This window comes from Enterobacter sp. SES19, assembly GCF_011765665.1.
Classification (GTDB): domain Bacteria; phylum Pseudomonadota; class Gammaproteobacteria; order Enterobacterales; family Enterobacteriaceae; genus Enterobacter; species Enterobacter pseudoroggenkampii.
Genome location: NZ_CP050320.1, coordinates 4,025,286 through 4,049,024, shown reverse-complemented (window position 1 = coordinate 4,049,024; position 23,739 = coordinate 4,025,286). Strand labels below are relative to the sequence as shown.

At 56.7% G+C, this 23,739-nt stretch carries 24 protein-coding genes; 14 read left to right on the top strand and 10 right to left on the bottom strand.

Annotated elements, in window-relative coordinates; all coding sequences use genetic code 11:
- Positions 1-37 precede the first annotated feature (37 nt).
- Complete coding sequence (gene yghB, locus GXP72_RS19240; RefSeq protein ID WP_024906512.1) at positions 38-697, bottom strand: DedA family general envelope maintenance protein YghB; 660 nt, start codon at positions 695-697, stop codon at positions 38-40.
- Between the two features lie 143 nt (positions 698-840).
- A complete protein-coding gene (gene metC / locus GXP72_RS19235; protein WP_061714473.1) occupies positions 841-2,028 on the bottom strand; it encodes a cystathionine beta-lyase in 1,188 nt (395 codons plus the stop codon).
- A gap of 251 nt (positions 2,029-2,279) precedes the next feature.
- On the opposite strand from metC, the gene exbB reads away from it, so the two are divergent.
- The 3 genes from exbB to GXP72_RS19220 all read left to right on the top strand — a co-directional run bounded on the left by exbB (position 2,280) and on the right by GXP72_RS19220 (position 5,166).
- Positions 2,280-3,011 carry a tol-pal system-associated acyl-CoA thioesterase gene (gene exbB / locus GXP72_RS19230; RefSeq protein ID WP_024906514.1) on the top strand — a complete coding sequence of 244 codons (732 nt, stop codon included), beginning with the start codon at positions 2,280-2,282 and terminating at the stop codon, positions 3,009-3,011.
- A 4-nt stretch (positions 3,012-3,015) separates the two neighbouring features.
- Positions 3,016-3,441 (top strand): TonB system transport protein ExbD, encoded by a 426-nt coding sequence (gene exbD / locus GXP72_RS19225; RefSeq protein ID WP_024906515.1) that lies wholly within the window; start codon positions 3,016-3,018, stop codon positions 3,439-3,441.
- Between the two features lie 273 nt (positions 3,442-3,714).
- A complete protein-coding gene (locus GXP72_RS19220) occupies positions 3,715-5,166 on the top strand; it encodes a methyl-accepting chemotaxis protein (RefSeq protein WP_061714474.1) in 1,452 nt (483 codons plus the stop codon).
- On the opposite strand, the gene GXP72_RS19215 is transcribed toward GXP72_RS19220, so the two are convergent.
- The gene (locus tag GXP72_RS19215) at positions 5,163-5,609 is read right to left on the bottom strand and encodes a hypothetical protein (protein WP_061714475.1); all 447 of its coding nucleotides are present in this window, start codon (positions 5,607-5,609) and stop codon (positions 5,163-5,165) included. The genes GXP72_RS19220 and GXP72_RS19215 overlap by 4 nt on opposite strands.
- Before the next feature lies 1 nt (position 5,610).
- Positions 5,611-6,015 carry a hypothetical protein gene (locus GXP72_RS19210; protein ID WP_048990472.1) on the bottom strand — a complete coding sequence of 135 codons (405 nt, stop codon included), beginning with the start codon at positions 6,013-6,015 and terminating at the stop codon, positions 5,611-5,613.
- 103 nt (positions 6,016-6,118) lie between these two features.
- Here GXP72_RS19210 and GXP72_RS19205 point away from each other — a divergent pair, with 103 nt between their 5' ends.
- Positions 6,119-6,622, top strand: a complete 504-nt coding sequence (locus GXP72_RS19205) for a hypothetical protein (RefSeq protein ID WP_023309170.1) — start codon at positions 6,119-6,121, stop codon at positions 6,620-6,622.
- Positions 6,623-6,703: 81 nt separating this feature from the next.
- Positions 6,704-7,192, top strand: a complete 489-nt coding sequence (locus GXP72_RS19200) for a TIGR00645 family protein (RefSeq protein WP_023333400.1) — start codon at positions 6,704-6,706, stop codon at positions 7,190-7,192.
- Between the two features lie 61 nt (positions 7,193-7,253).
- Here GXP72_RS19200 and GXP72_RS19195 read toward each other — a convergent pair whose 3' ends face one another.
- Positions 7,254-8,294: an aldo/keto reductase gene (locus GXP72_RS19195; RefSeq protein ID WP_157189722.1), complete on the bottom strand. Its 1,041-nt coding sequence runs from the start codon at positions 8,292-8,294 to the stop codon at positions 7,254-7,256.
- 219 nt (positions 8,295-8,513) lie between these two features.
- Here GXP72_RS19195 and GXP72_RS19190 point away from each other — a divergent pair, with 219 nt between their 5' ends.
- The 3 genes from GXP72_RS19190 to GXP72_RS19180 all read left to right on the top strand — a co-directional run bounded on the left by GXP72_RS19190 (position 8,514) and on the right by GXP72_RS19180 (position 10,917).
- Positions 8,514-10,061, top strand: a complete 1,548-nt coding sequence (locus GXP72_RS19190) for a methyl-accepting chemotaxis protein (RefSeq protein ID WP_208763256.1) — start codon at positions 8,514-8,516, stop codon at positions 10,059-10,061.
- A 126-nt stretch (positions 10,062-10,187) separates the two neighbouring features.
- On the top strand, positions 10,188-10,442 hold the full coding sequence (locus GXP72_RS19185) for a hypothetical protein (RefSeq protein WP_061714477.1): 255 nt from the start codon (positions 10,188-10,190) through the stop codon (positions 10,440-10,442).
- 202 nt (positions 10,443-10,644) lie between these two features.
- A complete protein-coding gene (locus GXP72_RS19180) occupies positions 10,645-10,917 on the top strand; it encodes a hypothetical protein (protein WP_024906522.1) in 273 nt (90 codons plus the stop codon).
- 119 nt (positions 10,918-11,036) lie between these two features.
- Here GXP72_RS19180 and GXP72_RS19175 read toward each other — a convergent pair whose 3' ends face one another.
- Both GXP72_RS19175 and yghU read right to left on the bottom strand, forming a co-directional pair.
- Complete coding sequence (locus GXP72_RS19175; protein WP_008499797.1) at positions 11,037-11,369, bottom strand: glycine zipper domain-containing protein; 333 nt, start codon at positions 11,367-11,369, stop codon at positions 11,037-11,039.
- A gap of 158 nt (positions 11,370-11,527) precedes the next feature.
- A complete protein-coding gene (gene yghU / locus GXP72_RS19170; RefSeq protein WP_008499796.1) occupies positions 11,528-12,394 on the bottom strand; it encodes a glutathione-dependent disulfide-bond oxidoreductase in 867 nt (288 codons plus the stop codon).
- A 245-nt stretch (positions 12,395-12,639) separates the two neighbouring features.
- Between yghU and GXP72_RS19165 the strand changes: the two genes are divergently transcribed.
- The 6 genes from GXP72_RS19165 to gss all read left to right on the top strand — a co-directional run bounded on the left by GXP72_RS19165 (position 12,640) and on the right by gss (position 19,997).
- The gene (locus GXP72_RS19165; protein WP_208763255.1) at positions 12,640-14,229 is read left to right on the top strand and encodes an ABC transporter substrate-binding protein; all 1,590 of its coding nucleotides are present in this window, start codon (positions 12,640-12,642) and stop codon (positions 14,227-14,229) included.
- 45 nt (positions 14,230-14,274) lie between these two features.
- Positions 14,275-15,228: an ABC transporter permease gene (locus tag GXP72_RS19160; protein ID WP_090418657.1), complete on the top strand. Its 954-nt coding sequence runs from the start codon at positions 14,275-14,277 to the stop codon at positions 15,226-15,228.
- 5 nt (positions 15,229-15,233) lie between these two features.
- Entirely contained in the window at positions 15,234-16,079 is an 846-nt protein-coding gene (locus GXP72_RS19155; RefSeq protein WP_208763254.1) for an ABC transporter permease, read from the top strand.
- Entirely contained in the window at positions 16,072-17,049 is a 978-nt protein-coding gene (locus GXP72_RS19150; RefSeq protein ID WP_208763253.1) for an ABC transporter ATP-binding protein, read from the top strand. The genes GXP72_RS19155 and GXP72_RS19150 overlap by 8 nt, the downstream gene beginning before the upstream one ends.
- Positions 17,046-18,023 (top strand): ABC transporter ATP-binding protein, encoded by a 978-nt coding sequence (locus tag GXP72_RS19145; protein ID WP_208763252.1) that lies wholly within the window; start codon positions 17,046-17,048, stop codon positions 18,021-18,023. The genes GXP72_RS19150 and GXP72_RS19145 overlap by 4 nt, the downstream gene beginning before the upstream one ends.
- A 111-nt stretch (positions 18,024-18,134) precedes the next feature.
- The gene (gene gss / locus GXP72_RS19140) at positions 18,135-19,997 is read left to right on the top strand and encodes a bifunctional glutathionylspermidine amidase/synthase (RefSeq protein WP_090418652.1); all 1,863 of its coding nucleotides are present in this window, start codon (positions 18,135-18,137) and stop codon (positions 19,995-19,997) included.
- 52 nt (positions 19,998-20,049) lie between these two features.
- Here gss and pgaD read toward each other — a convergent pair whose 3' ends face one another.
- From pgaD to pgaB, 3 genes are read right to left on the bottom strand one after another with little or no spacing between them, the layout of a single operon-like run.
- Positions 20,050-20,481 (bottom strand): poly-beta-1,6-N-acetyl-D-glucosamine biosynthesis protein PgaD, encoded by a 432-nt coding sequence (gene pgaD, locus GXP72_RS19135; protein WP_090418649.1) that lies wholly within the window; start codon positions 20,479-20,481, stop codon positions 20,050-20,052.
- A complete protein-coding gene (gene pgaC, locus GXP72_RS19130) occupies positions 20,478-21,809 on the bottom strand; it encodes a poly-beta-1,6-N-acetyl-D-glucosamine synthase (RefSeq protein WP_208763251.1) in 1,332 nt (443 codons plus the stop codon). The genes pgaD and pgaC overlap by 4 nt, the downstream gene beginning before the upstream one ends.
- On the bottom strand, positions 21,802-23,739 hold the full coding sequence (gene pgaB / locus GXP72_RS19125; protein WP_208763250.1) for a poly-beta-1,6-N-acetyl-D-glucosamine N-deacetylase PgaB: 1,938 nt from the start codon (positions 23,737-23,739) through the stop codon (positions 21,802-21,804). Before pgaB ends, pgaC begins: the two co-directional genes overlap by 8 nt.

The window sequence follows — 23,739 nt, the reverse complement described above, 5'->3', positions numbered from 1 at the left end:
GGCCGGGTAAGCGATAGCGCCACCCGGCTTTGTTGAATTATGCGCTGCAGTACTTCTTCTTAATCACCACCGCGATAGTCCCCACCAGACCCGCCACCAGCAGGAACATCGGCAGCACCATCAGGAAGGTCATCACCTGATCTTCGTGGTGTTTCACGAAGGGGATCATATTCAGCGCGTAGCCGAGCGTCGTCACCACGCCAACCCACAGCAGGGCGCTCAGCCAGTTGAAGAACTGGAAGCGGCGGTTCGACAGGCCGGAAATGCCCGCCATCGTCGGCAGAAGGGTGCGAACGAACGCCAGGAAACGCCCCGCCAGCAGCGCCAGCAGGCCGTGCCGGTCAAACATGCAGGTCGCACGCTGATGATATTTATGCGGCAGCTGCGCCAGCCAGCTTTTGACGACGCGCGTGTTCCCCAGCCAGCGGCCCTGCAGATAGCTCAGCCAGCAGCCCAGGCTGGCTGCGGAGGTAAGGATAACCATCGTTGGCGTGAAGTCCATGACGCCTTTACCGATTAACGCCCCGGCAAGTAAAAGCAGGCTGTCACCGGGTAAAAACGAGGCTGGCAGTAATCCATTTTCCAGAAACAGAGTTGCGAACATCACGAAATAGACGATACCGACGACGTGAGGATCCGCCAGCGCGGCAAAATCGTGGTGCCAGAGCGCCGCGATAATATCTTGAATAACAGCCATGGACTTTCCTGTGGAACAGCAGATATAGCGCTATTGTACTCCCTTATTCGCCCGTCGGGTTTGATCCCGGGCGCAACTCATGCAGACTTTTCCGCTTGCGGTGTCCACAAAAGCGTCCAGGGAGTACATTTTCAGCCAGCACTCTACACGATACGCTCGAACCCTGCTGCTAAATCCGCAATCAGATCGTCAACATTTTCTAAACCGATATGCAGTCGAATCAGGGTACCGCTGAAGTCCACGTCGCCACCGGGGCGCAGGGCCGCAATCTGTTCCGGCTGGTTAGCCAGGATGAGGGATTCAAAACCGCCCCACGAGTAGGCCATGCTGAAGAGGGTAAAATTATCCAGATAGCTTGCCAGCTCGTCATTATTCAGCCGTTTTTTCAGCACAAACGAGAACAACCCGCTGCTGCCTGTAAAGTCACGCTGCCAGAACTCATGGCCTTTACTGCCGGGTAGCGCGGGGTGATTCACGCGCTCAACCTGCGGATGCTGCGCCAGCCATTCGGCCACCTTCAGGCTGCTTTCATGGTGCTGACGCAGGCGAACCCCCAGCGTGCGGATGCCCCGGCTGGTCATGTAGGCCGTGTCTGCGTCCACCATTTGCCCCATCAGGTAGGCGTTTTCACGCAGCTGATCCCAGCAGCGCGCGTTGGAGACCGCCGTGCCGATCATGCCGTCAGAGTGGCCAATCAGGTACTTCGTCGCCGCCTGAATCGAGATATCAATGTCGAAGTCCAGCGCTTTGAACAGCACGCCTGCCGCCCAGGTGTTGTCGATCATAACGATCGCCTCTGGCGCTTTGCTGCGCACGGCCTTCACGATAGCCGGCACGTCGTGAACTTCCATGGTGAGCGACCCCGGCGATTCCAGGAACACAATGCGCGTGTTGGGCTGAATAAGTTCGGCAATACCTTCACCAATCAGCGGGTCGAACCAGCCGGTGGTCACGCCGAGCTTGCTGAGAATTTTGGTACAGAAGTCCTGGCTGGGTTCGTAGGCGGTGTTGGTCATCAGGATGTGATCGCCCTGTTCCACGAACGCCAGAATGGTGTTGGCGACCGCAGCCGCTCCGCACGGGAACAGCGCGCAGCCTGCGCCGCCTTCCAGCTCGCACATCGCCTCCTGCAGAGAAAAATGGGTTAGCGTGCCGCGACGGCCATAAAACAGACCGCCTTTCGCGCGGTTGCGCGTGGCGATTTTTTTCTCCTCAACGGTATCAAACACCAGCGAGGAGGCGCGTTGAATCACGCTGTTGACCGATCCCTGAGTATATTTTTTGCTGCGTCCTGCCTGTACCAGCGTGGTATCAAGATGCTTCTTTGTCATGTTCGCTAACCCTGTTTTTATACGTCTGGACGTCCAGACTACCACGATTGGAAAAAACTGCACCCGCAGGCTTATCGAATAAGCAGAAAATATTAGCAAAAAAACGCATAAGAAATTTTTACTGCGTAAGCGCAAGGAAAGTGAACGAAAATTGCGGCACTATGCAAATACTAATGAGAACTACTATCAATTCGACGACGTTTTGATATTATTACGTTCAGATTTTGTGATTTGCGTCCTGGAGATACAGAGTGGGTAATAATTTGATGCAGGCGGATCTCTCCGTTTGGGGCATGTATCAGCATGCTGACATCGTGGTTAAGATTGTGATGATCGGCCTGATTCTGGCGTCCGTTGTCACCTGGGCTATCTTCTTCAGCAAGAGCGCCGAGCTGCTTTCGCAGAAGCGTCGTCTCAAGCGGGAACAGCAGCAGCTGGCTGAAGCCCGCTCTCTGGATCAGGCTTCAGACATGACCTCATCCTTCCACGCGAAAAGCCTTACCACCCTGCTCGTGAATGAAGCGCAGAACGAGCTGGAACTCTCCGCGGGCAGTGAAGATAACGAAGGCATCAAAGAACGTACCGGTTTCCGCCTGGAGCGTCGCGTGGCGGCCGTTGGCCGACACATGGGGCGCGGCAATGGTTATCTGGCGACCATCGGGGCGATCTCACCGTTTATCGGCCTTTTCGGTACGGTCTGGGGCATCATGAACAGCTTTATCGGTATCGCGCAGACCCAAACCACCAACCTGGCGGTTGTGGCCCCGGGTATCGCAGAAGCGCTGCTGGCGACGGCGATTGGTCTGGTCGCGGCGATTCCGGCGGTGGTTATCTATAACATCTTCGCGCGCATGATTGGCAGCTACAAAGCCACGCTGGGTGACGTTGCCGCGCAGGTTCTGCTGCTGCAAAGTCGCGATCTCGACCTGAATGCCAGCTCGGTTAAGCCGGTGCACGCGGCGTCCAAACTGCGCGTGGGTTGATAGTATGGCGATGCGTCTAAACGAAAATCTGGACGATAACGGTGAAATGCATGAGATCAACGTGACGCCGTTTATCGACGTTATGCTGGTTCTGCTGATTATCTTCATGGTGGCTGCGCCGCTGGCGACGGTGGATGTGAAGGTAAATCTGCCTGCCTCATCCAGCCAGCCCCAGCCGCGCCCGGAGAAGCCTATCTACCTGTCGGTGAAGGCGGATAAATCCATGTTCCTCGGCAATGACCCGGTGACGGCCGACTCTGTCATCCCGGCCCTGGATCAGCTTACGGGCGGTAAGAAAGACACCACGGTCTTCTTCCGTGCGGATAAAACCGTTGATTATGAAACCATGATGAAGGTAATGGACACGCTGCATCAGGCGGGTTACCTGAAGATTGGGCTGGTCGGCGAAGAAAAAGCGGCCAAAAAATAGAACGAAAGCTGGCGAAAGCCAGCTTTTTTGTTTTCTGCCACGCAACATCGTTATTATTTTCTGCTGTATATCCCCATTCTTCATATTTCCTTATCAATAAAGCAATAATTAATAATCCATTGATAGTTAAGAAAATATCAGTATTCGGCTGAGCCATTAAAATATATCGTTGGCTGAAATGGCGTCGGGGAATATCCCCACTACGCTTAAAAAAGATAATAAAAACAAACCTTCTTCGAAGGCTCTTTTCACCTGCACAGCAAGAGACTCCCTATGGCTACGATGACATGGCTGTATCCGCACGCGCCTCAAAACGATCTGTTTTCGCTTTCTGCCATTCGACGACGCGCCGACAGGCTAATACTGGTGCTCATCTGGTCGCTGTGGGCCATCTCGCTGGGGGTGGGCTATATCAACGAGAATATCGTGCAGGGGGCGATTATTGGCACCTCTCTGGCCTGTTTATCGACGCTGCTGACGCTGTTGTTTCCCGGCGCGCTGTTGCTCCGCCTGAGCTCTGCGTTTGTGCTAATGGCATTTTCCGCGCTGCTGATTCATCTGGGCGAAGGCGAAACTGAATACCATTTTTCGGTTTTTGTCCTGCTCTCCGCGCTCCTTGCCTGGCGAGACTGGCGCCCGCTGGTGATGGGGGCGGCGGTCATCGCGTTACATCATCTGGTGTTTAACTATCTGCAGGAGAACGACCTTTACGGCGTCGTGGTGTTCATGCACACCGGCTTTCATATGGTGGTTTTCCACGGGCTGTTTGTGGTGGTCCAGACCGCAATTCTGGTTCTGCTGGCGATACGAATGGAGCAGGACGCCCGCTCGGCGAGCGAGGTGGCAAGGCTGGCGGGGGTGATCAACCGTGAACCGGGGTACCTCACGCTGGCCGTCGATGCGGTCCCCGCAGAGTCTTCCTTTGCCCGCACGTTCAGCCTGACGCTGGGCACCATGCGCGCCACGCTTGAGCAGGTTAGCGCCAATATTGGGCAACTGCTGGAGGCATCCCGCGCGTTGGGACAGCGCAACAGCGCGCTGTCGGAACGTACCGATCACCAGGCAAGTTCGCTGGCGACGGCGGCCAGTGCGATGGAACAGTTAAGGGCTGTCGCCACCCTGACCAGTGAAAAAGCAAGCCAGGTCAGGGAGGTGGCGTTCAGCACCAGTAACGTGGCGGAGCAGGGGGGCCATAACGTACGGCAGGCGATTGCGGCGATGGAGCACATTCGCGAGGAGTCGCAGCGCATTTACGCCATTCTGGAGTTGATCGACGGGATTGCGTTCCAGACCAATATTCTGTCGCTCAACGCCTCGGTCGAGGCTGCCAGAGCGGGCGAACATGGCAAAGGCTTCGCGGTGGTTGCCTCGGAAGTGCGCGTGTTGGCCCAGCGCAGCGAGGGGGCTGCAAAAGATATCCGCCAGCTTCTGACCGCATCGCAGGCAACCACGCTGCAGGGCGTCGAGCAGGTTGAACAGGCGGGTATGACAATGAAGTCGATCATTGAGAGTATCGAAGGGCTTCGCTCTCTGCTGGAGGAGCTGTCGCAGATGAGCGAGCAGCAGCGGGCGAGCATTGCGCAGATGAACGACAGCATTGCCAGCATCGATGCCAGCGTGCAGGAGAACGTGCGTCACGTAGCGCAAACAGTGCAGGTGGCTGAAGCGCAGCGCCAGCAGACGGGTCAGTTAAAAGAGGCGATTGCCGTATTCAGATTTAATTAGCGTTGCGGTTCGGAAGGGGCGCTGGCACCAGACGCCAGCGCGTCTTCATCAAGCGCCACGCAGGTGACGTTTGAGGTACGGAACTCACCGTCTGACAGCTTGCGCGTCAGGCGCAGGGTGGCGATTTCTCTGGCAAGCAGATACTGGTAATTGGCCTCGAGGCGACCCAGAAGCTTCTCTTTCAGCTCTGGCCGCTGTTCCATGATGGTGTTCATCACGGCACCGTAAATTTCTTCTTTGACCTGTAGCGGATAAATTTCACGGCGATTCTGCCATTTCAGCCGCACCAGCGTTGCCGGGATCGATACCAGGTCCTGGGTAATACGCGTCATCTCGTCATTTTTTGTGTTTCGCAGCGCATCGAGATTTTGCTTTAAGATAAATTCATCACTTTTCTTATCATCTAAAGTCAAATAAACGTCGTTGTTTTTAACTTCCTTCACGTTAATCCTCCCCAAGGCTATAAAAAATTGGGTTGTTTTTTTCGCGCGTAATTAAGTTAAGCCAAATTTCATTGCCCGCTTTGTTAATTTCTTCGGTTTTCTCGGCCAATATTTGACTTAGTTTCTGGGCATCTATTTCACCCTCGGCCTGCAGGTCATTCAGCAGGTGGACAAAGGCTTCAATTTTTATGGCGCGAAATAAGCGGTCTTTTATATGGCGATCGTGCTCTTCCAGCAACATATTTCGGGATTTGCCAGTTCGGGAAACACCAATTAATATATCGGGCTCGAAATCAGAGAGCTTTCTTTTCCCCTGAGTGAAACTGGCCTCTTTTTCTGCTTCCGTCGGTTGCTGTTCCACAGGCGTGATGTGGTACTTAGCCGGGACGAGATAGTCGGGCAGCATTTTCAATTTCCTTTAATTTCAACAGGGTGGGGTTGGTAAAGGCGTGAGATTCGTTGACAATATCATGAGGCAAATTTAAAATCAAAAAAAATGGAGCCTACCCATGAACAGCATCTTTTTTACGGTCATCACATTACTATTACTGACCGCTGGTGTTCTTTTATTGATGCAGGAGTTCAATAAAACGAAAGTGTCGAAAGACACCAGTGAACCCCCGCAACCTGAACTGATGACAAAAGAGGAAGGTGAAGACCATTTCTCTGTATTGATGAACTCCGTTACGCCGGTCTGGTACTGGCGGGTGAACCACGAATATATCGACTTTTTACACGCGACAATTAAGCGCATGAAAATGTCGGAAATTAATGATACGCCCGGACTGTTTGAGGCGCAGCGTCGCTGTAGCGACCTGAATTCAGCCGTGTATAAATATTATGACAATATCAAAAAACGCTGCCTTAACGGCGAGAAGGTCTCTTATTCCGATCTGGACGTATTAAATTTGCGGCAGTGTTTTCGCGAGTTCAGTCTGGAAGCCTATCCTGAGCTGGTGGCGCTTGTCTGGCCGGAGTACGCCCGTCCCGAGGTTAACCCGGACAACGTCTGAGTGGCGTACTGTTGAGTTATTGCAAACAGTCAGCGCCGTTGAGATATACTGGGCGCTGGTTTCTTTTGCAAACAGGACTTTATGGAACGCTTTTTTGAAAATGCCATGTACGCCTCTCGCTGGATACTGGCCCCCGTCTATTTTGGCCTTTCGCTGGCGCTTGTCGCGCTGACGATTAAGTTCTTTCAGGAAATCCTGCATGTTCTGCCGAACATTTTTTCCATTGCCGAAGCGGATTTGATTCTGGTTCTGCTGTCGCTGGTGGATATGACCCTGGTGGGCGGGCTGCTGGTGATGGTGATGTTCTCCGGCTACGAGAATTTTGTCTCCCAGCTTGATATCGACGAGCGTAAAGAGAAGCTCAGCTGGCTGGGCAAAATGGATGCGTCATCGCTGAAGAATAAAGTGGCCGCGTCGATTGTGGCGATCTCCTCTATCCACCTGCTACGCGTGTTTATGGACGCGAAGAACGTGCCGGATAACAAACTGATGTGGTACGTCATTATCCACCTGACGTTTGTGCTCTCTGCGTTTGTGATGGGGTATCTGGATAAGATCAGTAAGAAGTAATTCCCCCTCACCCTAACCCTCTCCCACAGGGAGAGGGCCGGGGTGAGGGCATCAGACCGCACTATTTATCCGACGACGCCTGCCACAGATTCAACTCCCCATCCGCAACATGCTGGTCAATCCGCTTGAGTTCGTCCTCCGTAAAGCGCAGGTTTTCCAGCGCCTGAACATTCTCTTCCAGCTGTTCCGGGCGGCTTGCGCCAATCAGCACGGACGTCACGCGCGCATCTTTCAGCAGCCAGCTTAGCGCCATCTGCGCCATGGTCTGACCGCGCGCCTGCGCCATTTCACTCAGTAAACGCAGGCTGTTCAGGTTGGCTTCGGTCAGCATTTTTTCGTTCAGACCACGGACTTTCTTGCCTTCACGCTGCATGCGTGAATCTTCAGGAATACCGTTCAGGTATTTTCCGGTCAGCAAACCCTGCGCCAGCGGGGTAAAGGCGATACACCCCGTACCGTTTGCTTCCAGCGCATCCAGCAAACCGGTCTTATCGACCCAGCGGTTGAGCAGGTTATAGGACGGCTGGTGGATCAGCAGAGGGATCTTCCACTCGCGCAGCAGCTCGGCCATTTTTTGTGTGCGCCCGGTTGAGTAGGAGGAAATGCCCACATACAGCGCTTTCCCACTCTGCACGGCGTGGGCCAGCGCGGCGGCCGTCTCTTCCATCGGCGTGTTTTCATCCACGCGGTGGGAATAGAAAATATCCACATACTCGACGCCCAGGCGCTTCAGGCTCTGATCGAGGCTGGCGAGCAGATATTTGCGGGAACCGCCCGAGCCGTACGGCCCTGGCCACATGTCGTAACCCGCCTTGGTGGAGATAATCACCTCGTCGCGGTACGCGGCGAAGTCCTCACGCAGCAGGCGGCCGAAATTCTCTTCCGCGCTACCCGCCGGAGGTCCGTAGTTATTGGCGAGATCGAAATGGGTGATGCCGAGGTCGAAGGCTTTGCGCAGCAGCGCGCGCTGGGCATCAAGAGGCTGAACGTGGCCGAAGCTGTGCCACAGTCCCAGCGACAGCGCAGGAAGGCGCAGACCGCTCTTTCCACAGTAGCGGTACTGCATATGTTCATAGCGGGTAGCGTCAGGGTACCAGGACATGATGTCTCCTTTTCTTATCGATAATTTTTTGAAACGTCGTTTTCATTCTGAACTTATCACATCACTAAGCGCGAAGATAATGGTTAACGGCGGCTGTGCGACCAGTGAAGCCACGCTAATTAAAAATGATCACAAAACGTTATAATTTCCCTCGTTCCTGCCGATAACGAGAGTAGTACTCGCCTCTGGGCGAACTCACCCTCACGGCAAGGAAGACTTATGAATATGCTCCGTAATTTCACGATCCGTTTCGTCATGCTGGCGATTCTCGGGATCTTTTGTTTAATGTGGGCGGGTGTGGGGCTGTACAGCACCTGGTCCCTGTCTCGCGTGACTGATGGCAATGAAGTCGATCGCCAGCTGGTTAAACAGATGACGGTACTCAGCCAGGGTAACGATCAGTATTTCCGCTTTGTGACCCGTCTGAGCCGCGCAATGGAAGTTAAAGCCGCAGGCGGCACGCCGGATTTGGCCTCTGCCCAGCAGGCGCTGGATAACATGGGCAAGAAGCTGGCCGAGATGAAAGCCATTTCTCCAGGCCCAATGGATGAGCAGATCTCTTCCCGGGTGATCGGCACCTGGCAGGCGCTGCTTGAACAGGGCGTGACGCCGCAAATGCAGCAGGCGAAGCTGGGCGCGCTGGACGGCTATCGTCAGCAGGCCAACAACGTCACCCCACCGCTGAGCCGCGCGTTCGGCGCGGCGGCTGAAGAGTTCAACAATGCTGCCGCGAAGTCGCTCGACAGCACCCGCGTGGTGGTGGATAGCCTGACCAGCATGACCCGCACGGTGATTATCGTCGCCACGATTCTCGGCCTGCTGATCCTGCTCTTCACCGACCGCTACCTGGTGGCGATGCTGGTCAAACCGCTGGATCGCATTCGCCAGCAGTTCCGCCAGATTGCCCAGGGCGATCTCAGCCAGCCCATTGAGCCGTTCGGCCGCAACTGCGTGGGGCAGCTGGTGCCGCTGCTGAGCGCCATGCAGGACAGCCTGCGCGAAGCGGTCAGCACGATCCGCTCCGGCAGTGAGAATATCTGGCGCGGCGCGACGGAGATCTCCAGCGGTAACAACGATCTCTCGTCTCGTACCGAAGAGCAGGCGGCTGCGCTGGAAGAGACGGCAGCCAGCATGGAACAGCTGACCGCCACGGTGAAGCTGAACGCGGAAAGCGCGCGTCAGGCAAGCCAGCTGGCCGATGTGGCCTCTACCACTGCCAGCCGCGGCGGCTCGCTGGTGGAAGAGGTGGTGACCACCATGAGCGGGATTTCGGAAAGCTCGAAGAAAATTGCTGAAATCACCAACGTCATTAACAGCATTGCCTTCCAGACCAATATTCTGGCACTCAATGCGGCGGTTGAAGCGGCGCGCGCGGGTGAACAGGGCCGTGGTTTCGCGGTAGTGGCAGGCGAAGTCCGCAACCTGGCAAGCCGCAGCGCCAATGCGGCCAAAGAGATTGAGGGGCTGATTACCGACTCCGTTTCCCGCGTGGAGCAGGGGGCGAAGCTGGTGGGCGACACCGGCACCACCATGGATGCGATTTTGCGTGACGTGACGGAAGTGACGACCATTATGAAGCAAATTGCCTCTGCCTCTGAGGAGCAAAGCAAGGGCATTTCGCAGGTCGGGGTTGCCATTACCCAGATGGACGGCGTTACCCAGCAAAACGCCTCGCTGGTGGAGGAGGTCTCCGCGGCGGCGGCGGCGCTGGAGCGCCAGACCGAAGATCTTCAGCGCTCGGTGCAGAAGTTCCGCCTGACGGCATAACGCAGCGTTGCAAGGCCGTCTTGTGCGGCCTTGCATTATTAACGTCTTCCTCTCCAGCTCGCGCTGAAACTGCTATTCTTTTGCTAACCCCCTGACGTTCTGGGCTCTCTTCTATGAGGTGTTGCTATGAACAGATCGTTATCTGTCGTCCCTGTTCTCTCTTTCATTTTTCTGATGCTGTTTTCGGTTTTTGCCAGTGCGACCCAGCAGGCGCAGGAACGGCGCGTGGCGCGTGATGTCAGGCAGGAAACCCGCGATGCGTCACGGCAGGTGAAGCAGACCTGCGTGGCAAACAATAACCAGAGTAATCACGACTGCCGCCAGGACAAGCGTCAGATGAAACAGTCCGGACGGCAAAAAGCGCGGGATATTAAGTATTAACATAACAGGTGAGGCGGCATGCAAGCGTATTTCTTGCCGCCTTTTTAAAAAACGTAAGTCAATATTTTTTAAATATTAAAGTATTTGCTTGTAACAATATATTTGGCATTTTCTGCACATTCCAGAACATGAAAATTAATATTGTCTTAAGATTCAGTCGACATAATGAATTATCTTCTTGATACCGGAAATAATTCAATTTATGAAAAACCGTATTATTTTATTTGCTGCCCTGGCAGGTTTTGCCGTGTTCAATACAGCGATGGCCCAGAGCGTCACGGTCGATGTCCCTGCCGGGTATAAGGTCGTGATTGTTCCGCAGTCAGCCACGGTTCCTGAGGCGGTAAGCGTTGCGCCTGCACCTGCACAAACAACGTATGCCGCCCCTGCACCGGTCTATCATCCGCGTGCACGCCATGTGGCGAGCGTGGCGGAAGGGATGGTGATTGAGCATCAGTATGACGATCACCATTGATGTATTCCGGGTGACATTTCTGGCCATAAGTTGAGGGCAAATAGTCGTGATTGGGTGCAGGGAGTTATTACTGAACAGTCATGAGGCCGGGCACGCGCTGCGACGCCCGGCGAAGTTTATCAGTGCGTCGCTTCACCAATCAGCGCGCCCGTTCCCGCGCCAACGGCCGCACCTTTCAGCACGCTCTTGCCGGTAACCGCTGCGGCACCTGCGCCCACGGCAGCACCTACCGCACCACCTTTACGCGCGGCTTTACCTTTGTCGCCGTTTTTGAACATGGCACCGGTGCCTGCGCCAACAACGGCACCGCCAACGGTCGATTTCAGATCTTTACCCGTCGCCGCGCCAATGGCTGCGCCTGCTACCGCGCCAGCGGCGGTTTTGTCGATGGCCATTCCCGAGGTGGAAAAAATGAGGGCGCTGATAACCAGCGTTGTTTTAATAAGTTTCATAACAGATCCTTTGTGACTGCTGTCGGTTGATACGTTGCTTCTCACTCTGAGGTGAGAAAAACGCACAGATAGTGCCAGCAATACCGGCTCAACCTTTAGGCCAATCATGCCCTGAGCAAGGATCTCTGTTGCCGGGCGGCGAACCGCCCGGCTAGTCGTCACGCCTGACGTTTGTCTTCTGTATTGGTCTCGAAGTCGCTCGCCGCGTGGCGTTCGTGGAGCTGCTCGTTCAGCTCGCCGCTGGTGCGGTTAACGATACGTCCGCGCTTAACGGCATGGCGGTTCGCCACGTCTTTCGCCCAGCGCTGCACGTTGGTGTACTTTTCTGCGTCGAGGAACTCGGCGGCGTTGTACACGCTGCCCAGCGCCACGCAGCCGAACCACGGCCAGATGGCGATATCCGCGATGGTGTACTCCTCACCCGCCACGTAGCGGCCGCGCGCCAGCTGTTTATCCAGCACGTCGAACAGGCGTTTGGCTTCCATGGTGAAGCGGTCAATCGCGTACTCGATTTTCACCGGGGCGTAGTTGTAGAAGTGGCCAAAACCGCCGCCGAGGAACGGCGCCGCACCCTGGAGCCAGAACAGCCAGTTCAGCGTCTCGGTGCGTCCCGCCGGATCTTTCGGCAGGAAGTGGCCGAACTTCTCCGCCAGATAGAGCAGAATATTGCCGGATTCAAATACGCGCGTTGGCGGGTTCGTGGAGTGGTCACGAAGCGCCGGTATTTTCGAGTTCGGGTTCACCTCAACGAAGCCGCTGGAGAACTGATCGCCCTCGCCGATGCGGATCAACCACGCGTCGTACTCCGCGCCCGTCACGCCCAGCGCCAGCAGCTCTTCGAGCATGATCGTCACTTTCTGGCCGTTCGGTGTTCCCAGCGAGTAGAGCTGCAGCGGGTGCGAACCGACAGGTAGATCTTTCTCATGGGTCGCGCCGGAAATGGGGCGGTTGATGTTGGCGAACGCGCCGCCGTTGTTCTTTTTCCATTCCCACACTTTTGGTGGCTGATACGTGTTGTCTGACATGTTGGCCTGCCTTTTGAGTGATGTGTTGAGGCAGTGTAGCAGGAGATTTGTGAAGCGTTTAACCAACTGAGCGTAATCGATCTGCCGCTATTCCTTCCGGCGCTTATATATATCAAATCTGGCATAAGCTTAATCGAAAATCGCATTTTCATAATTAATGCGTAAACGGATAAAGCTGCATATGATGCTTCAACATAAATAAAAGATGCAGTAATAAACACTTTATAAGGCAAGGAGTTAGTGAGATGCGCAAGCTTCTGTTATCGGCAGTGGTCGTTTCGCTCGCGTTAGGCCTGGCGGGCTGTGATGATGCGAAAAATAAAGAGACCAATACCCCCCCTGCGGCAAAAAGCGACGCGCCAAAAGAGGGCGGTTCGCTGATTATCGGTATTACCTCCGGCGACCCGTTAGCCGTTAATCCGCTCTATGCCAGTGACCGTACGACGTTAACGATCATGCAGGCGCTCTATGCCCCGCTCTATAGCTTCAACAACGGTAAGATCGAGTGGGGCCTGGCGGAAAGCCTGACGCCCTCCGCCGACAACCTGAGCTATACCCTGATGTTAAAACCCAACCTCAAATGGCAGGACGGACAGCCGCTGACGGCGGACGACGTGGTCTTTACGTTCAATAAGCTGCTGGATGCCAAACAGCACAGCTTCTTCCGCAGCATGTTCACCTACGGCGATAAGCCGGTACAGGTAAGCAAGGTTGACGAGCGCACCGTTAAGTTCACCTTACCGCAGGTCAGCGCGGCCTTTACCGGCACGCTGGTTCAGATCTACCCGATTCCGCAGCACGTGTTCGCAGGTGAAGGTGACCTGGAAAAGAGCAGCAAAAACGATGCGCCGGTAGGCTCCGGGCCGTTCAAATTTAAAGAGTACCGCGCCGGGCAGTATTACGCCCTGACCCGTTTTGACGATTACTGGAACGGCAAAGCGAAGCTTGATTCGGTTACCTACCGTTTCGCCAAAGACAGCAACGCCGCCAACCTTGCGCTGCAAAACGGTGAAATCAACCTCAAGATGGTTGACCCGCAGGACGTGAATCGCCTGAAAAATACCGGTAAGTTTGACTTCGTGGTCTATCCGGAAGGCCGCCTGGCCTATATGACGTTCAACCAGAACGTGCCGGTGATGAAGAGCAAAGCGCTGCGTCAGGCCATCGCGTATGCCATCAACAAAGACGAGCTCACCCAGACCGCGTTTACCTCGCTGGACTACGCTAAACCGGCGACCTCGTTCCTGACGCCCGATACGCTTTACAAGACGGATGACGTTGAACAGTACAAATTCAATCTGCAAAAAGCCAAAGAGCTGCTTAAAGCGTCCGGCGCGCCGGACAACCTCAAGCTGCGCCTGGCGTATGTGAACACCAACAAAACCCAGGAGAGCATGGCACTCTATATTCAGCAGGCGCTGAAGGCGATTGGGGTGAACGTGGAGCTGATGCCGCTGGACTCCAACGCCATGTCTCAGCGCAGCCTTGATATGAACAACACCGCGTGGGAGCTGAACCTGGGCGGCTACATCATGGGCTCCGAGCCGGACGGTTACAAATCGCTGTTCATGAGCAACGAAGCCTATAACTACGCGCACTACAAAAATCCGCAGTTTGATGCCCTGTGGGATAAAGGCGCCGTGGAAACCGACGCCGCGAAACGTGCCGATATCTACAAGCAAATTCAGCAGACCGTGGCGAACGACATGACGTACTACCCGATTGCCTATACCAATGCGACCGTCGCGGTGGACAAGCGCTTCGGCGGCACCCAGGAGGCAGAGCCGAAACCGGTCTATCTGTTCCAGGATCTGTCAAAAATCTATCAGAAATAAGTGATTGCCCCGGCCGTCAGGTCGGGGATTTTGTAAGGGCATGTCGTGAACACACTCCTCACGCGTCGGCTGCTGCAGCTGCTGCCGATGCTGTTCTTTATTTCACTGGTGGCGTTTTTGCTGGTCAAACTTGCGCCCGGCGATCCGGTGGCGGCGTACATTACGCCGCGCATGGCCCCGGAAGATATCGAACGTATTCGCCAGAGCCTGGGGCTGGATAAGCCCCTGGTCACGCAGTACGTCCTGTGGCTGAAAAACGTCCTGCAGGGCGATCTCGGCTATTCGCTTATCTACCACCGCCCGGTGCTGGAGATGATCGGCGAACGCATTCCTGCCACGCTGGGGCTGATGGGCGCGTCGCTGCTGATGGCGATCGTGCTGGCGATCCCGCTGGGCCTGCTGGCGGGGGCATTTAAGCACCGCTGGCTGGATCACGTGCTTAACTTGTTCGCCTATATCGGCATCTCGGTGCCGATTTTTTGGTTCGGCATCTTGCTCATTACGGTCTTTGCCGTGCAGCTTAACTGGTTCCCCAGCATGGGTATGCGCACCATCGGCATGGAAGATAACGCGCTGGACGTGCTGCGTCACGGCGTGCTGCCGTGTATTGCCCTCACGTTCTACAACCTTTCCAGCTACGTGCGCTACATCCGCTCCAACACCATCTCGCAGCTCTCGGCCGACTACGTGCAGACCCAGCTGGCCTACGGCGCCACGCGTTCCGGCATTCTGTTCCGCCACGTGCTGAAAAATGTGCTGCTGCCGGTGATTACCCTGTTCGGCCTGTCGTTCGGTGAGCTGATTGTGGGGGCCTATGTGACGGAAAGCGTCTTCTCGTGGCCGGGGATGGGGCTGCTCGGGATCCAGTCGATCGCCTCGCTGGACTACCCGCTGATCATGGCGATCATCATGCTCTCGTCGATGATGCTGATCGTCGGTAACCTGATCGCCGATCTGCTTTATCGCTTCGCCGATCCCCGCATTCGTACGCTGAGGTAACCCGGATGAGCAGACGCTGGCAGCAGGTTCGTCACCAGCTGCGCCGCAACCGTCCGGCGCAGTTCTCCCTGTTTGTGCTTTTTATTTTCGTTGTCGCCGCGCTCTGTGCGGGCCTAAGTCCGTACGATCCGGATCGGATGGCGCTCGGCGCACGCACGCTACCGCCGGATCCCGCACACTGGTTCGGCACCGACGAGTATGGCCGCGACTACTTCACCCGCGCGCTGTATGGCGGCCAGATCTCCCTGATGGTCGGTTTTCTCGCCATGCTCTTTTCCACGCTTATCGGCACGGTGGTAGGAACGGTGAGCGGCTATTTTGGAGGCTGGCTGGATAACCTGATGATGCGCGCCGTGGATATCCTGATGGCCATTCCGGCCTTCTTCCTGCTGCTGGTGGTGAATGCTTACCTCAAGCCGGGCGTGGATAACATCATTCTGATCATCAGCCTGCTGACGTGGATGAACATGTCGCGGCTGGTGCGCGCAGAAACCTTATCGGTGAAAGAGCGCGAGTATGTGCTTTATGCCCGCGCGTCGGGGGAAAACCCGCTGCGCATTATCGTGCGCCACATTATTCCCGGCGTGCTGCCGACCATTATCGTGGCCGCCACGCTCAATATCGCCTCGGCCATTCTGATGGAGTCGACGCTCAGCTTCTTAGGGCTGGGCGTGCAGGCACCGGCGGCATCGTGGGGAAGCATGCTCAACAACGCGCAGTCTTATATTGGCGAAGCGTCGTGGCTGGCGATGTTCCCCGGCATTTTGATCCTGCTGACGGTGTTCAGCTTTAACGTGCTGGGCGATGTGTTCCGTACCGCCTTTGAGCCAGGAGCGAATCGCGATGAGTAACTTATTAGCGCTTGAGAACCTGCAAACCACCTTCCGCACACGCGAGGGCGAGGTTCACGCGGTGCGCGGCGTGAGCTTTCAGGTGCAGCCGGGAGAACTTGTCGGCATCGTCGGCGAGTCGGGCTGCGGGAAAAGCGTCACCTGTAAGTCGATCATTCAGCTTCTGGGGAATAACGGACGGATAACCGGCGGCAGCATTCGCTTCCAGAATGACGATCTGGCGCAGAAAACCCCGGAGCAGATGCGCGCCATTCGCGGCAACGAGATCGCGATGATTTTCCAGGATCCGATGACCGCCCTGAACCCGGTGCTGACCATCGGCAAACAGATGGCGGAGATCCTGATGCGCAATAAAGGACTGACCAAAAAAGCGGCCAAAGCGGCGGCTATCGCCATGCTGGAACAGGTGGGCATTACTGAGGCTGAACGCCGATACGACCAGTATCCCCACGAGTTCAGCGGCGGGATGCGCCAGCGGGTGATGATCGCGATTGCGCTCTCCTGCAACCCGAAGCTTCTTATTGCCGATGAGCCAACCACCGCGCTGGACGTGACCATTCAGGCGCAGATCCTGCGCCTGCTGAAAAGCCTGCAACAGCAGACCCAAACCGCGATTCTGCTGATCACCCACGATCTCGGCGTGGTGGCGCAGGTCTGCAGCCGCGTGGTGGTGATGTACGGCGGGCTGGTGATGGAGGAGGGTAGCGTGGAGGACATTTTTTATCGCCCTGCGCATCCTTACACCCAGGGGCTGCTGGCCTCGCTGCCGCGCCCGGATGAGGTTAACCAACGCTTATCGCCCATCGAAGGCGCGCCGCCCGGCCTGCTTAACCCGCCGCCGGGCTGTCCGTTCGCGGAACGCTGCCCGAAACGCATGCCCCAGTGTGAACGGCAGCCCGCATTTTACACCGCCGGAGAGGGGCATCGCGCCGCCTGCTGGCTATGGGCCGATAAGGAGATTCAGGCATGAGTGAACAACAGGCGCCATTAGTGAGCGTTCGTGATCTGCGCAAACATTATCAGCTTAACGGTGGTTTGCTGCGTAAAGGCGTGGCCGTGAAGGCGGTTGATGGCGTGAGCTTTGATATTCAGCCCGGCGAGACGTTTGGCCTGGTGGGAGAGTCCGGCTGTGGGAAATCCACCCTCGGGCGCGCCATCCTGCGCCTTTTCGATATTACCTCTGGCGAGATCCACTTTGCCGGGCAGGCGATCGCTCACGCCCGCGAAAGAGAGCTCAAGCCGCTGCGTAAGCGGATGCAGGCGATTTTTCAGGATCCTTACTCCTCGCTCAACCCCGGTATGACGGTGCGACAGCTGGTAGCCGAGCCGATGCAGATCCACGGCTACAGCCGCGAAGAACAGCGGGAACGTACGGAAACGCTGCTCTACAAAGTGGGGCTTAAGCAGGAGCACCTTGAGCGGTTCCCGCATGAGTTCAGCGGCGGGCAGCGCCAGCGCATCAGCATTGCCCGCGCGTTGTCCGTGCGTCCTGAATTTGTGCTGTGCGATGAGCCGCTTTCGGCGCTGGACGTCTCGGTGCAGGCGCAGGTGGTGAATATTTTGCAGGATCTGCAGCAGGAGCTGGGGCTGACCTATCTGTTCATCGCCCACGATCTCTCCATGGTGCGCCATATCTCCAGCCGCATTGGGGTGATGTATCTCGGTAAACTGGTGGAGGTGGCCCCGGCCAATGAACTGTATCAGCGTCCGGCGCACCCCTACACCCGCGCGCTGCTGGCGGCGGTTCCCCGGCCCGATCCGCGCATCCGCAATCTCGAAGACGCCACCCTGCGCGGCGACATTCCAGGCCCCACGTCCGCGCTGCCGGGCTGTAAGTTCTGCAGCCGCTGCCCGCACGCCATGCCGGTTTGCCAGACGCAGGAGCCTGCCATGCGGGAGATTGCGCCAGGGCATTTCGCGGCGTGCTGGTTGTTTAACGTGTAATTAATGCCCCACGCAGGTGTATGATAAATGCCCCTCTGTCAGGTTAATTACAACGTGCAGACGACGACAACCCTTAAAAAAATTGCCGCCTGCCTGTTTTAGGTTGGATACATGCGTAAAGGAAAGTTAAGCAGTGATGCGCCATTCGGGACATTGTTAGGCTATGCGCCCGGTGGCGTGGCGATTTACTCTTCAAATTACGGCAGTCTGGACCCGCGCAACTACCCGCAAGACGCGGATTTTCGCAGCTATATTGGCAACGAATACATGGGCCACAAGTGGCAGTGCGTTGAGTTTGCCCGCCGTTTCCTGTTTCTCAACTATGGCTTCGTGTTTACCGACGTCGGCATGGCGTGGGAGATCTTCTCCCTGCGCTTTTTGCGTCAGGTGGTGAACGATAACATCCTGCCCCTTCAGGCTTTTGCTAATGGCTCAAAACGCGCGCCGCGCGCCGGGGCGCTGCTGATCTGGCAAAAGGGCGGCGAGTTTCACGAGACCGGCCACGTGGCGGTGATCACCCAGCTTCTGGACGATAAGGTGCGTATCGCCGAGCAGAACGTGATTCACTCTCCGCTGCCGCTCGGGCAGCAATGGACGCGCGAGCTGCGTCTGAGCGTGGAGAACGGGTGTTATACGATCCATGACACTTTCAACGACACGGAGATCCTCGGCTGGATGATCCAGACCGACGACACGGAACACAGCATTCCCCAGCCGGAAATCGACGGCGAACTGCTGAAAATCAGCGGCGCGCGGCTGAAAAACAGGCGTCAGTTCGACGGAAAATGGCTTAACGAAAATGACGCATTGCAGCAGGCGTATATCCGCGCCAACGGCCATGTGATCAACAAAGATCCCTGCCAGTACTTCACCATTACCAAAAGCGCCGAGCAGGAGCTGATCAAGGCCACCAACGAACTGCACCTGATGTACCTGCACGCGACGGACAAGGTGCTGAAAGACGACAGTCTGCTGGCGCTTTTCGACATCCCGAAAATCCTCTGGCCGCGCCTGCGCCTCTCCTGGCAGTGGCGTCGTCACCATATGATCACCGGTCGTATGGATTTCTGCATGGATGAGCGCGGGATCAAGGTCTACGAGTACAACGCGGATTCCGCCTCCTGCCATACCGAGGGCGGGCTGATTCTCGAAGAGTGGGTGAAAAACGGCTATCGCGGCAACGGGCATAACCCGGCGGAAGGGCTGCTGGAAGAGCTGACCGGCGCCTGGAAGCACAGCCACGCGCGGCCGTTTGTCCACATCATGCAGGACAACGATGTCGAAGAGGACTATCACGCGCTCTTTATCCAGCGTTCGCTGATGCAGGCCGGGTTTGAAACCAAAATCCTGCACGGGCTGGGGGCGCTGAGCTGGGATGCCGCCGGACAGCTGATTGACGACGAAGGTCGCCACGTCAACTGCGTGTGGAAAACCTGGGCGTGGGAGACGGCGATAGAGCAGATCCGCGAGGTCAGCGAAACCGAATACGCCGCCGTGCCGATCCGGACCGGACATCCTGAAGGCGAGGTGCGCCTGATTGACGTCCTGCTGCGCCCGGAGGTGCTGGTCTTTGAACCGCTGTGGACCGTCATTCCCGGCAACAAGGCGATTCTCCCGGTACTGTGGCAGCTGTTCCCGAACCACCGTTACCTGCTCGACACCGATTTTGAGGTTAACGATCTGCTGAAGCAGACCGGCTATGCCGTCAAGCCGATTGCCGGACGCTGCGGCAGCAATATCGACCTGATTAGCGCCCAGGACGAACTGCTGGATAAATCCAGCGGCAAGTTTGTCGACCGTAAAAACATCTACCAGCAGCTGTGGTGCCTGCCGAAGGTCGACGGCAAGTACATTCAGGTCTGCACCTTCACCGTGGGCGGGAACTACGGGGGTACCTGCCTGCGCGGCGATGACTCGCTGGTGGTGAAGAAAGAGAGCGATATCGAGCCGCTGATTGTGGTGAAAGATAAGTAGTTGACTCCCGCGAGAAAAAAGCCCCCGCTGGGTATCCTGCGGGGGCTTTTCGTTACTGTTCTTCCTCTTCCTGTCCGTTGATCTTCAGATCGATGATGCGGCCAATCTGGTCATGATAGACCGTCAGCAGGTTGTACTGGCTCATCTCGGAGATGATCTGCGGTGAGACATTAAAGCTGCGGGCCAGCTCCTCCTGGTGAAAATAGCCCGGCTGACGCCGCCTCACGTGGGCGCGGCGGCGGTTGTACTGATACCACAAAATCAGCAGCCAGCCGTTGAGCGCGGCGAACAGTAAATAGATCAACACCGTATTAAAGGACGCAATAATGACGCCCCAGCGGTGGTCGCTCTCATCGGTGAGCTGCATCCAGAGCCGGGCATACAGGAAAAACAGAAAGCCTCCCCACGCCACCAGCGTTAACGCGGCATCGAAAACACGTGGCAATAGCCGATGTTCGGTCAAAATTAAGGTATTTTCGTTCATTGAATGCTTCCTTTTCCCCGGTCCGGACTGATCCAGCGCGCGCGGGCACGCTGGCGTTTAAGCATGACTTTTGGAAATGCGACGAGGGTGGTGAACAGGCCAATCATCCAGTACACCATCGGGAACCAGATCACCCAGAAAAGCGAGCTGGCTACCTTCCGTTCATAGCGCCTCTCGATGTACAAACTGACCAGGAACTGCAGGAGGCACATCACGCCCAGCAGCAGCCCGGTAAACTCCGGTGGAAAAAGGCTCTCCACGGTCAGCCTGGCAGGAACAGGGGCGATATGGCTGAGGATAAATAACAGCACCGTCATCGCGTACGCGAAGGCCCACAGCGTTGACAGGGCATACTCAAGAAACAGGGGCCACATGCGGTGATGCTCCCAGCGCACAATCCTGCGCAGGTTGACCAGAAACACCTCCGCGCCGCCCTGGGCCCAGCGCAGACGCTGTTTCCACAGACCCTTGAGCGTCTCCGGCATCAGGATCCAGCACAGCGCCCGCGGCTCGAAAAAGATATCCCAGTGGCGCAGCTGGAGCTTCCAGCTGATGTCGATGTCTTCGGTGATCATGTCCGGGCTCCAGTACCCGACGTCCGCCAGCGCCTGTCGGCGAAAGGCGGCAATAACGCCCGAGACGGTAAAGACCCGGCCATAGATCCGCTGCGTCCGCTTGATGAGCCCAATAATCGATGAGAACTCGCCCACCTGGATGCGACCAATCAGCGTGGAGCGCGTGCGAATACGTGGATTGCCGGTGACTGCCCCAACGTGGGGATACTGAATCAGCGGTGCCACCAGATACGCTGCCGTATCGCGATCGAGCAGGGCGTCACCGTCAATGCAGACCAGCAGATCGCCCCGGGCCGCCGCTGCCCCGGCTTTGAGCGCCAGCGCCTTCCCCTGGTTCTCCGCGAGGTTAATCACCCGCAGGCGCGGATGTTCCTGCGCCAGAGCCTGCAATACCTCCGCCGTGTTGTCAGACGAACCGTCGTTGATGGCGATAACTTCTATATTTTCATACCGCTGATCCAGCGCGGCGCTGATGGTCTCCCGGGCATTTCGTCCCTCGTTAAAGCAGGGGATCAGAATGGAGATGAGCGGCTCACCGGCGAGCGTCGGCGCGGGCGTGTCTTTATCCCACGACCAGTGGCGTTCAAGCTGAAACCAGAAATAGAGGCCGCCGGTTATCCAGAGCACCGACATGAACAGCGGCCAGAAGAACACAAAATCCAGAATCAGCTCACCGGTAAAGAGGGCGGCCACGCCTAACGGCAACCCGAATACCAGACATAAAATAGAAAAGGCGATAATGCGATCAGTCATTGTCAGGATACCAGTACGAAGAAAATACAGGCCTGATACGTGAGATATCAGGTTGGTTGTTGATGAAATCATCGGGGTAGTAGCCGTAGTTTTTGACGCCGTTCAGCTGGAGCACGCGCATCCACTGTGCCAGCTGGCTGTCGGAAACGGCGCGCGGCGGTTGCTTATCCCAGTCTCTGGCCTGCAGCTCGAAAATGGTTTTATCGAGCGCGCCGGGACGCGTGGCGACCGCTTTAACCAGACGCGTCAGCCAGGCATCGCTTTCGTCTACCGGGACGGACTCCATCAACGGCATGGCCATCGGCACCGTCCAGTCATACTCCGCCAGAAAATCGTCAAGATTCTGCGCGAACCACGCCTCGCTTTCGGGCTGCAGAATGGGTAAGGCGAACATATTGCGCGCGGTTTTTATCTGCGGGCCACGGATATGCTTCACCGCCAGGCTCAGGGCGTGGGTAAACCCGATAAGCAGTTGGCTCTTCTGGCGAGTCGTGTCCTGCCCGGCATCGTCCACGTCCGTCAGCACCGCATCGTCATGAAACAAAATCCCATTGAAGCTGGCATAGCGGGACAGATCTTCATAGATGTCCGTCACCTGCTGGCGCACCTGCGGGTCCCACGGGGAGAGCCGGATATAGGGCTCGGTGGCCTCGCTCAGTTGGCCTGTCTGGCGATCCCGGCGCTGCACGCGCGGCAGAGCAGGATCGAGATCGAACGAGAGCACCGGCATCCACGCGAAGACTTTCACGCCCGCGCGGGTTTGCAGCTGCCAGGAGACAAAATTAAAGAGATCGGCCCGGACCGGCAGCTGGCGGTTGGGAAAATAGAGCGCCTTGATCCTGCCGTCGCCCTGCGGGTCGGCAAACGCCTGCAGGAAAACATGGCTGATTTTCATGTCGTAGACCCGCTGGATCAGCCTGTTGATATTTTGAGTCTGCTGGGCCGGATCGGGATCGTAAACGTAGTCGAGATCGACGTGCATGACGCGCACGGGCTCGCGCTCCTGAACCTGGCTTACCGTACTGGCAAACGCCTTGAGGGAGGGATTACCGGCGATCAGCAGACGAGGGATGTTCCCCAGCTCCTGAACGTTCCCCAGCCCGTCCTCAAGGGTAAAGGCCAGCTGGTAACCCTGCTGTCTGGCGATCGCAAGCGACGTACCGTTAGCAGCGCCGTAGGGCCAGACCCAGGCGCGCGGCGCCTTGCCCGTCACCTGCGTGATTTTTTCGGTCACTTTACGAACGTCATCGCCGATCCGCTGGTTGAACTGTTGGTCGGTTTCATAGCGGCCCGTTGCTTTATCATAAAAGCGATTGGCGATGGCCGGTTCGCGGCTGCCCTGCGGGTTGGCCGGAATGCCGTAATGCGAGGCCCAGGTATGCGATCCAATCTCAATCAGCGGGGACTGGCTGAGTTCGCGCACCATGTCCCACGTCGCGAAGCGATCGCGGGGCGTCATCAGGCCGCCGAAGTTAACTTTTTGATTTTCCGGCGTATCCACCCAGCTGCCCACCGGCGCCCACAGCGCAGGAACGTTCCACGCCTGAAGCAGCGGCCAGACGCGGGTGTAAAAGCTGCTGTAGCCGTCGTCAAAGCTGAGCAGAACGGCTTTGGGCGGCAGCGTTTTTTTCCCGTCATGGGCATCCAGGATGTCCTGCACGCTGATGACGTGATAGCCGTTGTGCAGCAGCCAGCTTATCTGCTCGTTTAACGCGCTGGTACGCACGGAGAGGTAGCGCTGATCGGCGGCATCGTCTTCGACGTCGTGGTAGGCCAGTACCAGAAACTGGTTCTGCGGCCAGGGTTTGCTCGCCTCCAGCTGTGGCCGCGCGTTGGGCGCAATAAACGTAAATGCCTGCGCGCAGACGCTCGCGCTGAGGCAGAGCCAGCCGATGAGTATCAGGCTCACGGAAAAACGTGTGTTCATCAT

Excerpts from the sequence above, each read along its gene's own strand:
- GXP72_RS19145 (WP_208763252.1), top strand. The coding sequence starts at position 17,046 with ATGAGTGAACAACAGGCGCCATTAGTGAGCGTTCGTGATCTGCGCAAA.
- pgaD (WP_090418649.1), bottom strand. The coding sequence starts at position 20,481 with ATGAACGAAAATACCTTAATTTTGACCGAACATCGGCTATTGCCACGT.
- GXP72_RS19205 (WP_023309170.1), top strand. The coding sequence starts at position 6,119 with ATGAACAGCATCTTTTTTACGGTCATCACATTACTATTACTGACCGCT.
- GXP72_RS19210 (WP_048990472.1), bottom strand. The coding sequence starts at position 6,015 with ATGCTGCCCGACTATCTCGTCCCGGCTAAGTACCACATCACGCCTGTG.
- yghU (WP_008499796.1), bottom strand. The coding sequence starts at position 12,394 with ATGTCAGACAACACGTATCAGCCACCAAAAGTGTGGGAATGGAAAAAG.
- exbD (WP_024906515.1), top strand. The coding sequence starts at position 3,016 with ATGGCGATGCGTCTAAACGAAAATCTGGACGATAACGGTGAAATGCAT.
- metC (WP_061714473.1), bottom strand. The coding sequence starts at position 2,028 with ATGACAAAGAAGCATCTTGATACCACGCTGGTACAGGCAGGACGCAGC.
- gss (WP_090418652.1), top strand. The coding sequence starts at position 18,135 with ATGCGTAAAGGAAAGTTAAGCAGTGATGCGCCATTCGGGACATTGTTA.
- GXP72_RS19155 (WP_208763254.1), top strand. The coding sequence starts at position 15,234 with ATGAGCAGACGCTGGCAGCAGGTTCGTCACCAGCTGCGCCGCAACCGT.
- pgaB (WP_208763250.1), bottom strand. The coding sequence starts at position 23,739 with ATGATGAACACACGTTTTTCCGTGAGCCTGATACTCATCGGCTGGCTC.
- GXP72_RS19200 (WP_023333400.1), top strand. The coding sequence starts at position 6,704 with ATGGAACGCTTTTTTGAAAATGCCATGTACGCCTCTCGCTGGATACTG.
- GXP72_RS19165 (WP_208763255.1), top strand. The coding sequence starts at position 12,640 with ATGCGCAAGCTTCTGTTATCGGCAGTGGTCGTTTCGCTCGCGTTAGGC.
- GXP72_RS19180 (WP_024906522.1), top strand. The coding sequence starts at position 10,645 with ATGAAAAACCGTATTATTTTATTTGCTGCCCTGGCAGGTTTTGCCGTG.
- GXP72_RS19185 (WP_061714477.1), top strand. The coding sequence starts at position 10,188 with ATGAACAGATCGTTATCTGTCGTCCCTGTTCTCTCTTTCATTTTTCTG.
- GXP72_RS19195 (WP_157189722.1), bottom strand. The coding sequence starts at position 8,294 with ATGTCCTGGTACCCTGACGCTACCCGCTATGAACATATGCAGTACCGC.
- yghB (WP_024906512.1), bottom strand. The coding sequence starts at position 697 with ATGGCTGTTATTCAAGATATTATCGCGGCGCTCTGGCACCACGATTTT.
- GXP72_RS19220 (WP_061714474.1), top strand. The coding sequence starts at position 3,715 with ATGGCTACGATGACATGGCTGTATCCGCACGCGCCTCAAAACGATCTG.
- GXP72_RS19150 (WP_208763253.1), top strand. The coding sequence starts at position 16,072 with ATGAGTAACTTATTAGCGCTTGAGAACCTGCAAACCACCTTCCGCACA.
- GXP72_RS19175 (WP_008499797.1), bottom strand. The coding sequence starts at position 11,369 with ATGAAACTTATTAAAACAACGCTGGTTATCAGCGCCCTCATTTTTTCC.
- pgaC (WP_208763251.1), bottom strand. The coding sequence starts at position 21,809 with ATGACTGATCGCATTATCGCCTTTTCTATTTTATGTCTGGTATTCGGG.
- GXP72_RS19190 (WP_208763256.1), top strand. The coding sequence starts at position 8,514 with ATGAATATGCTCCGTAATTTCACGATCCGTTTCGTCATGCTGGCGATT.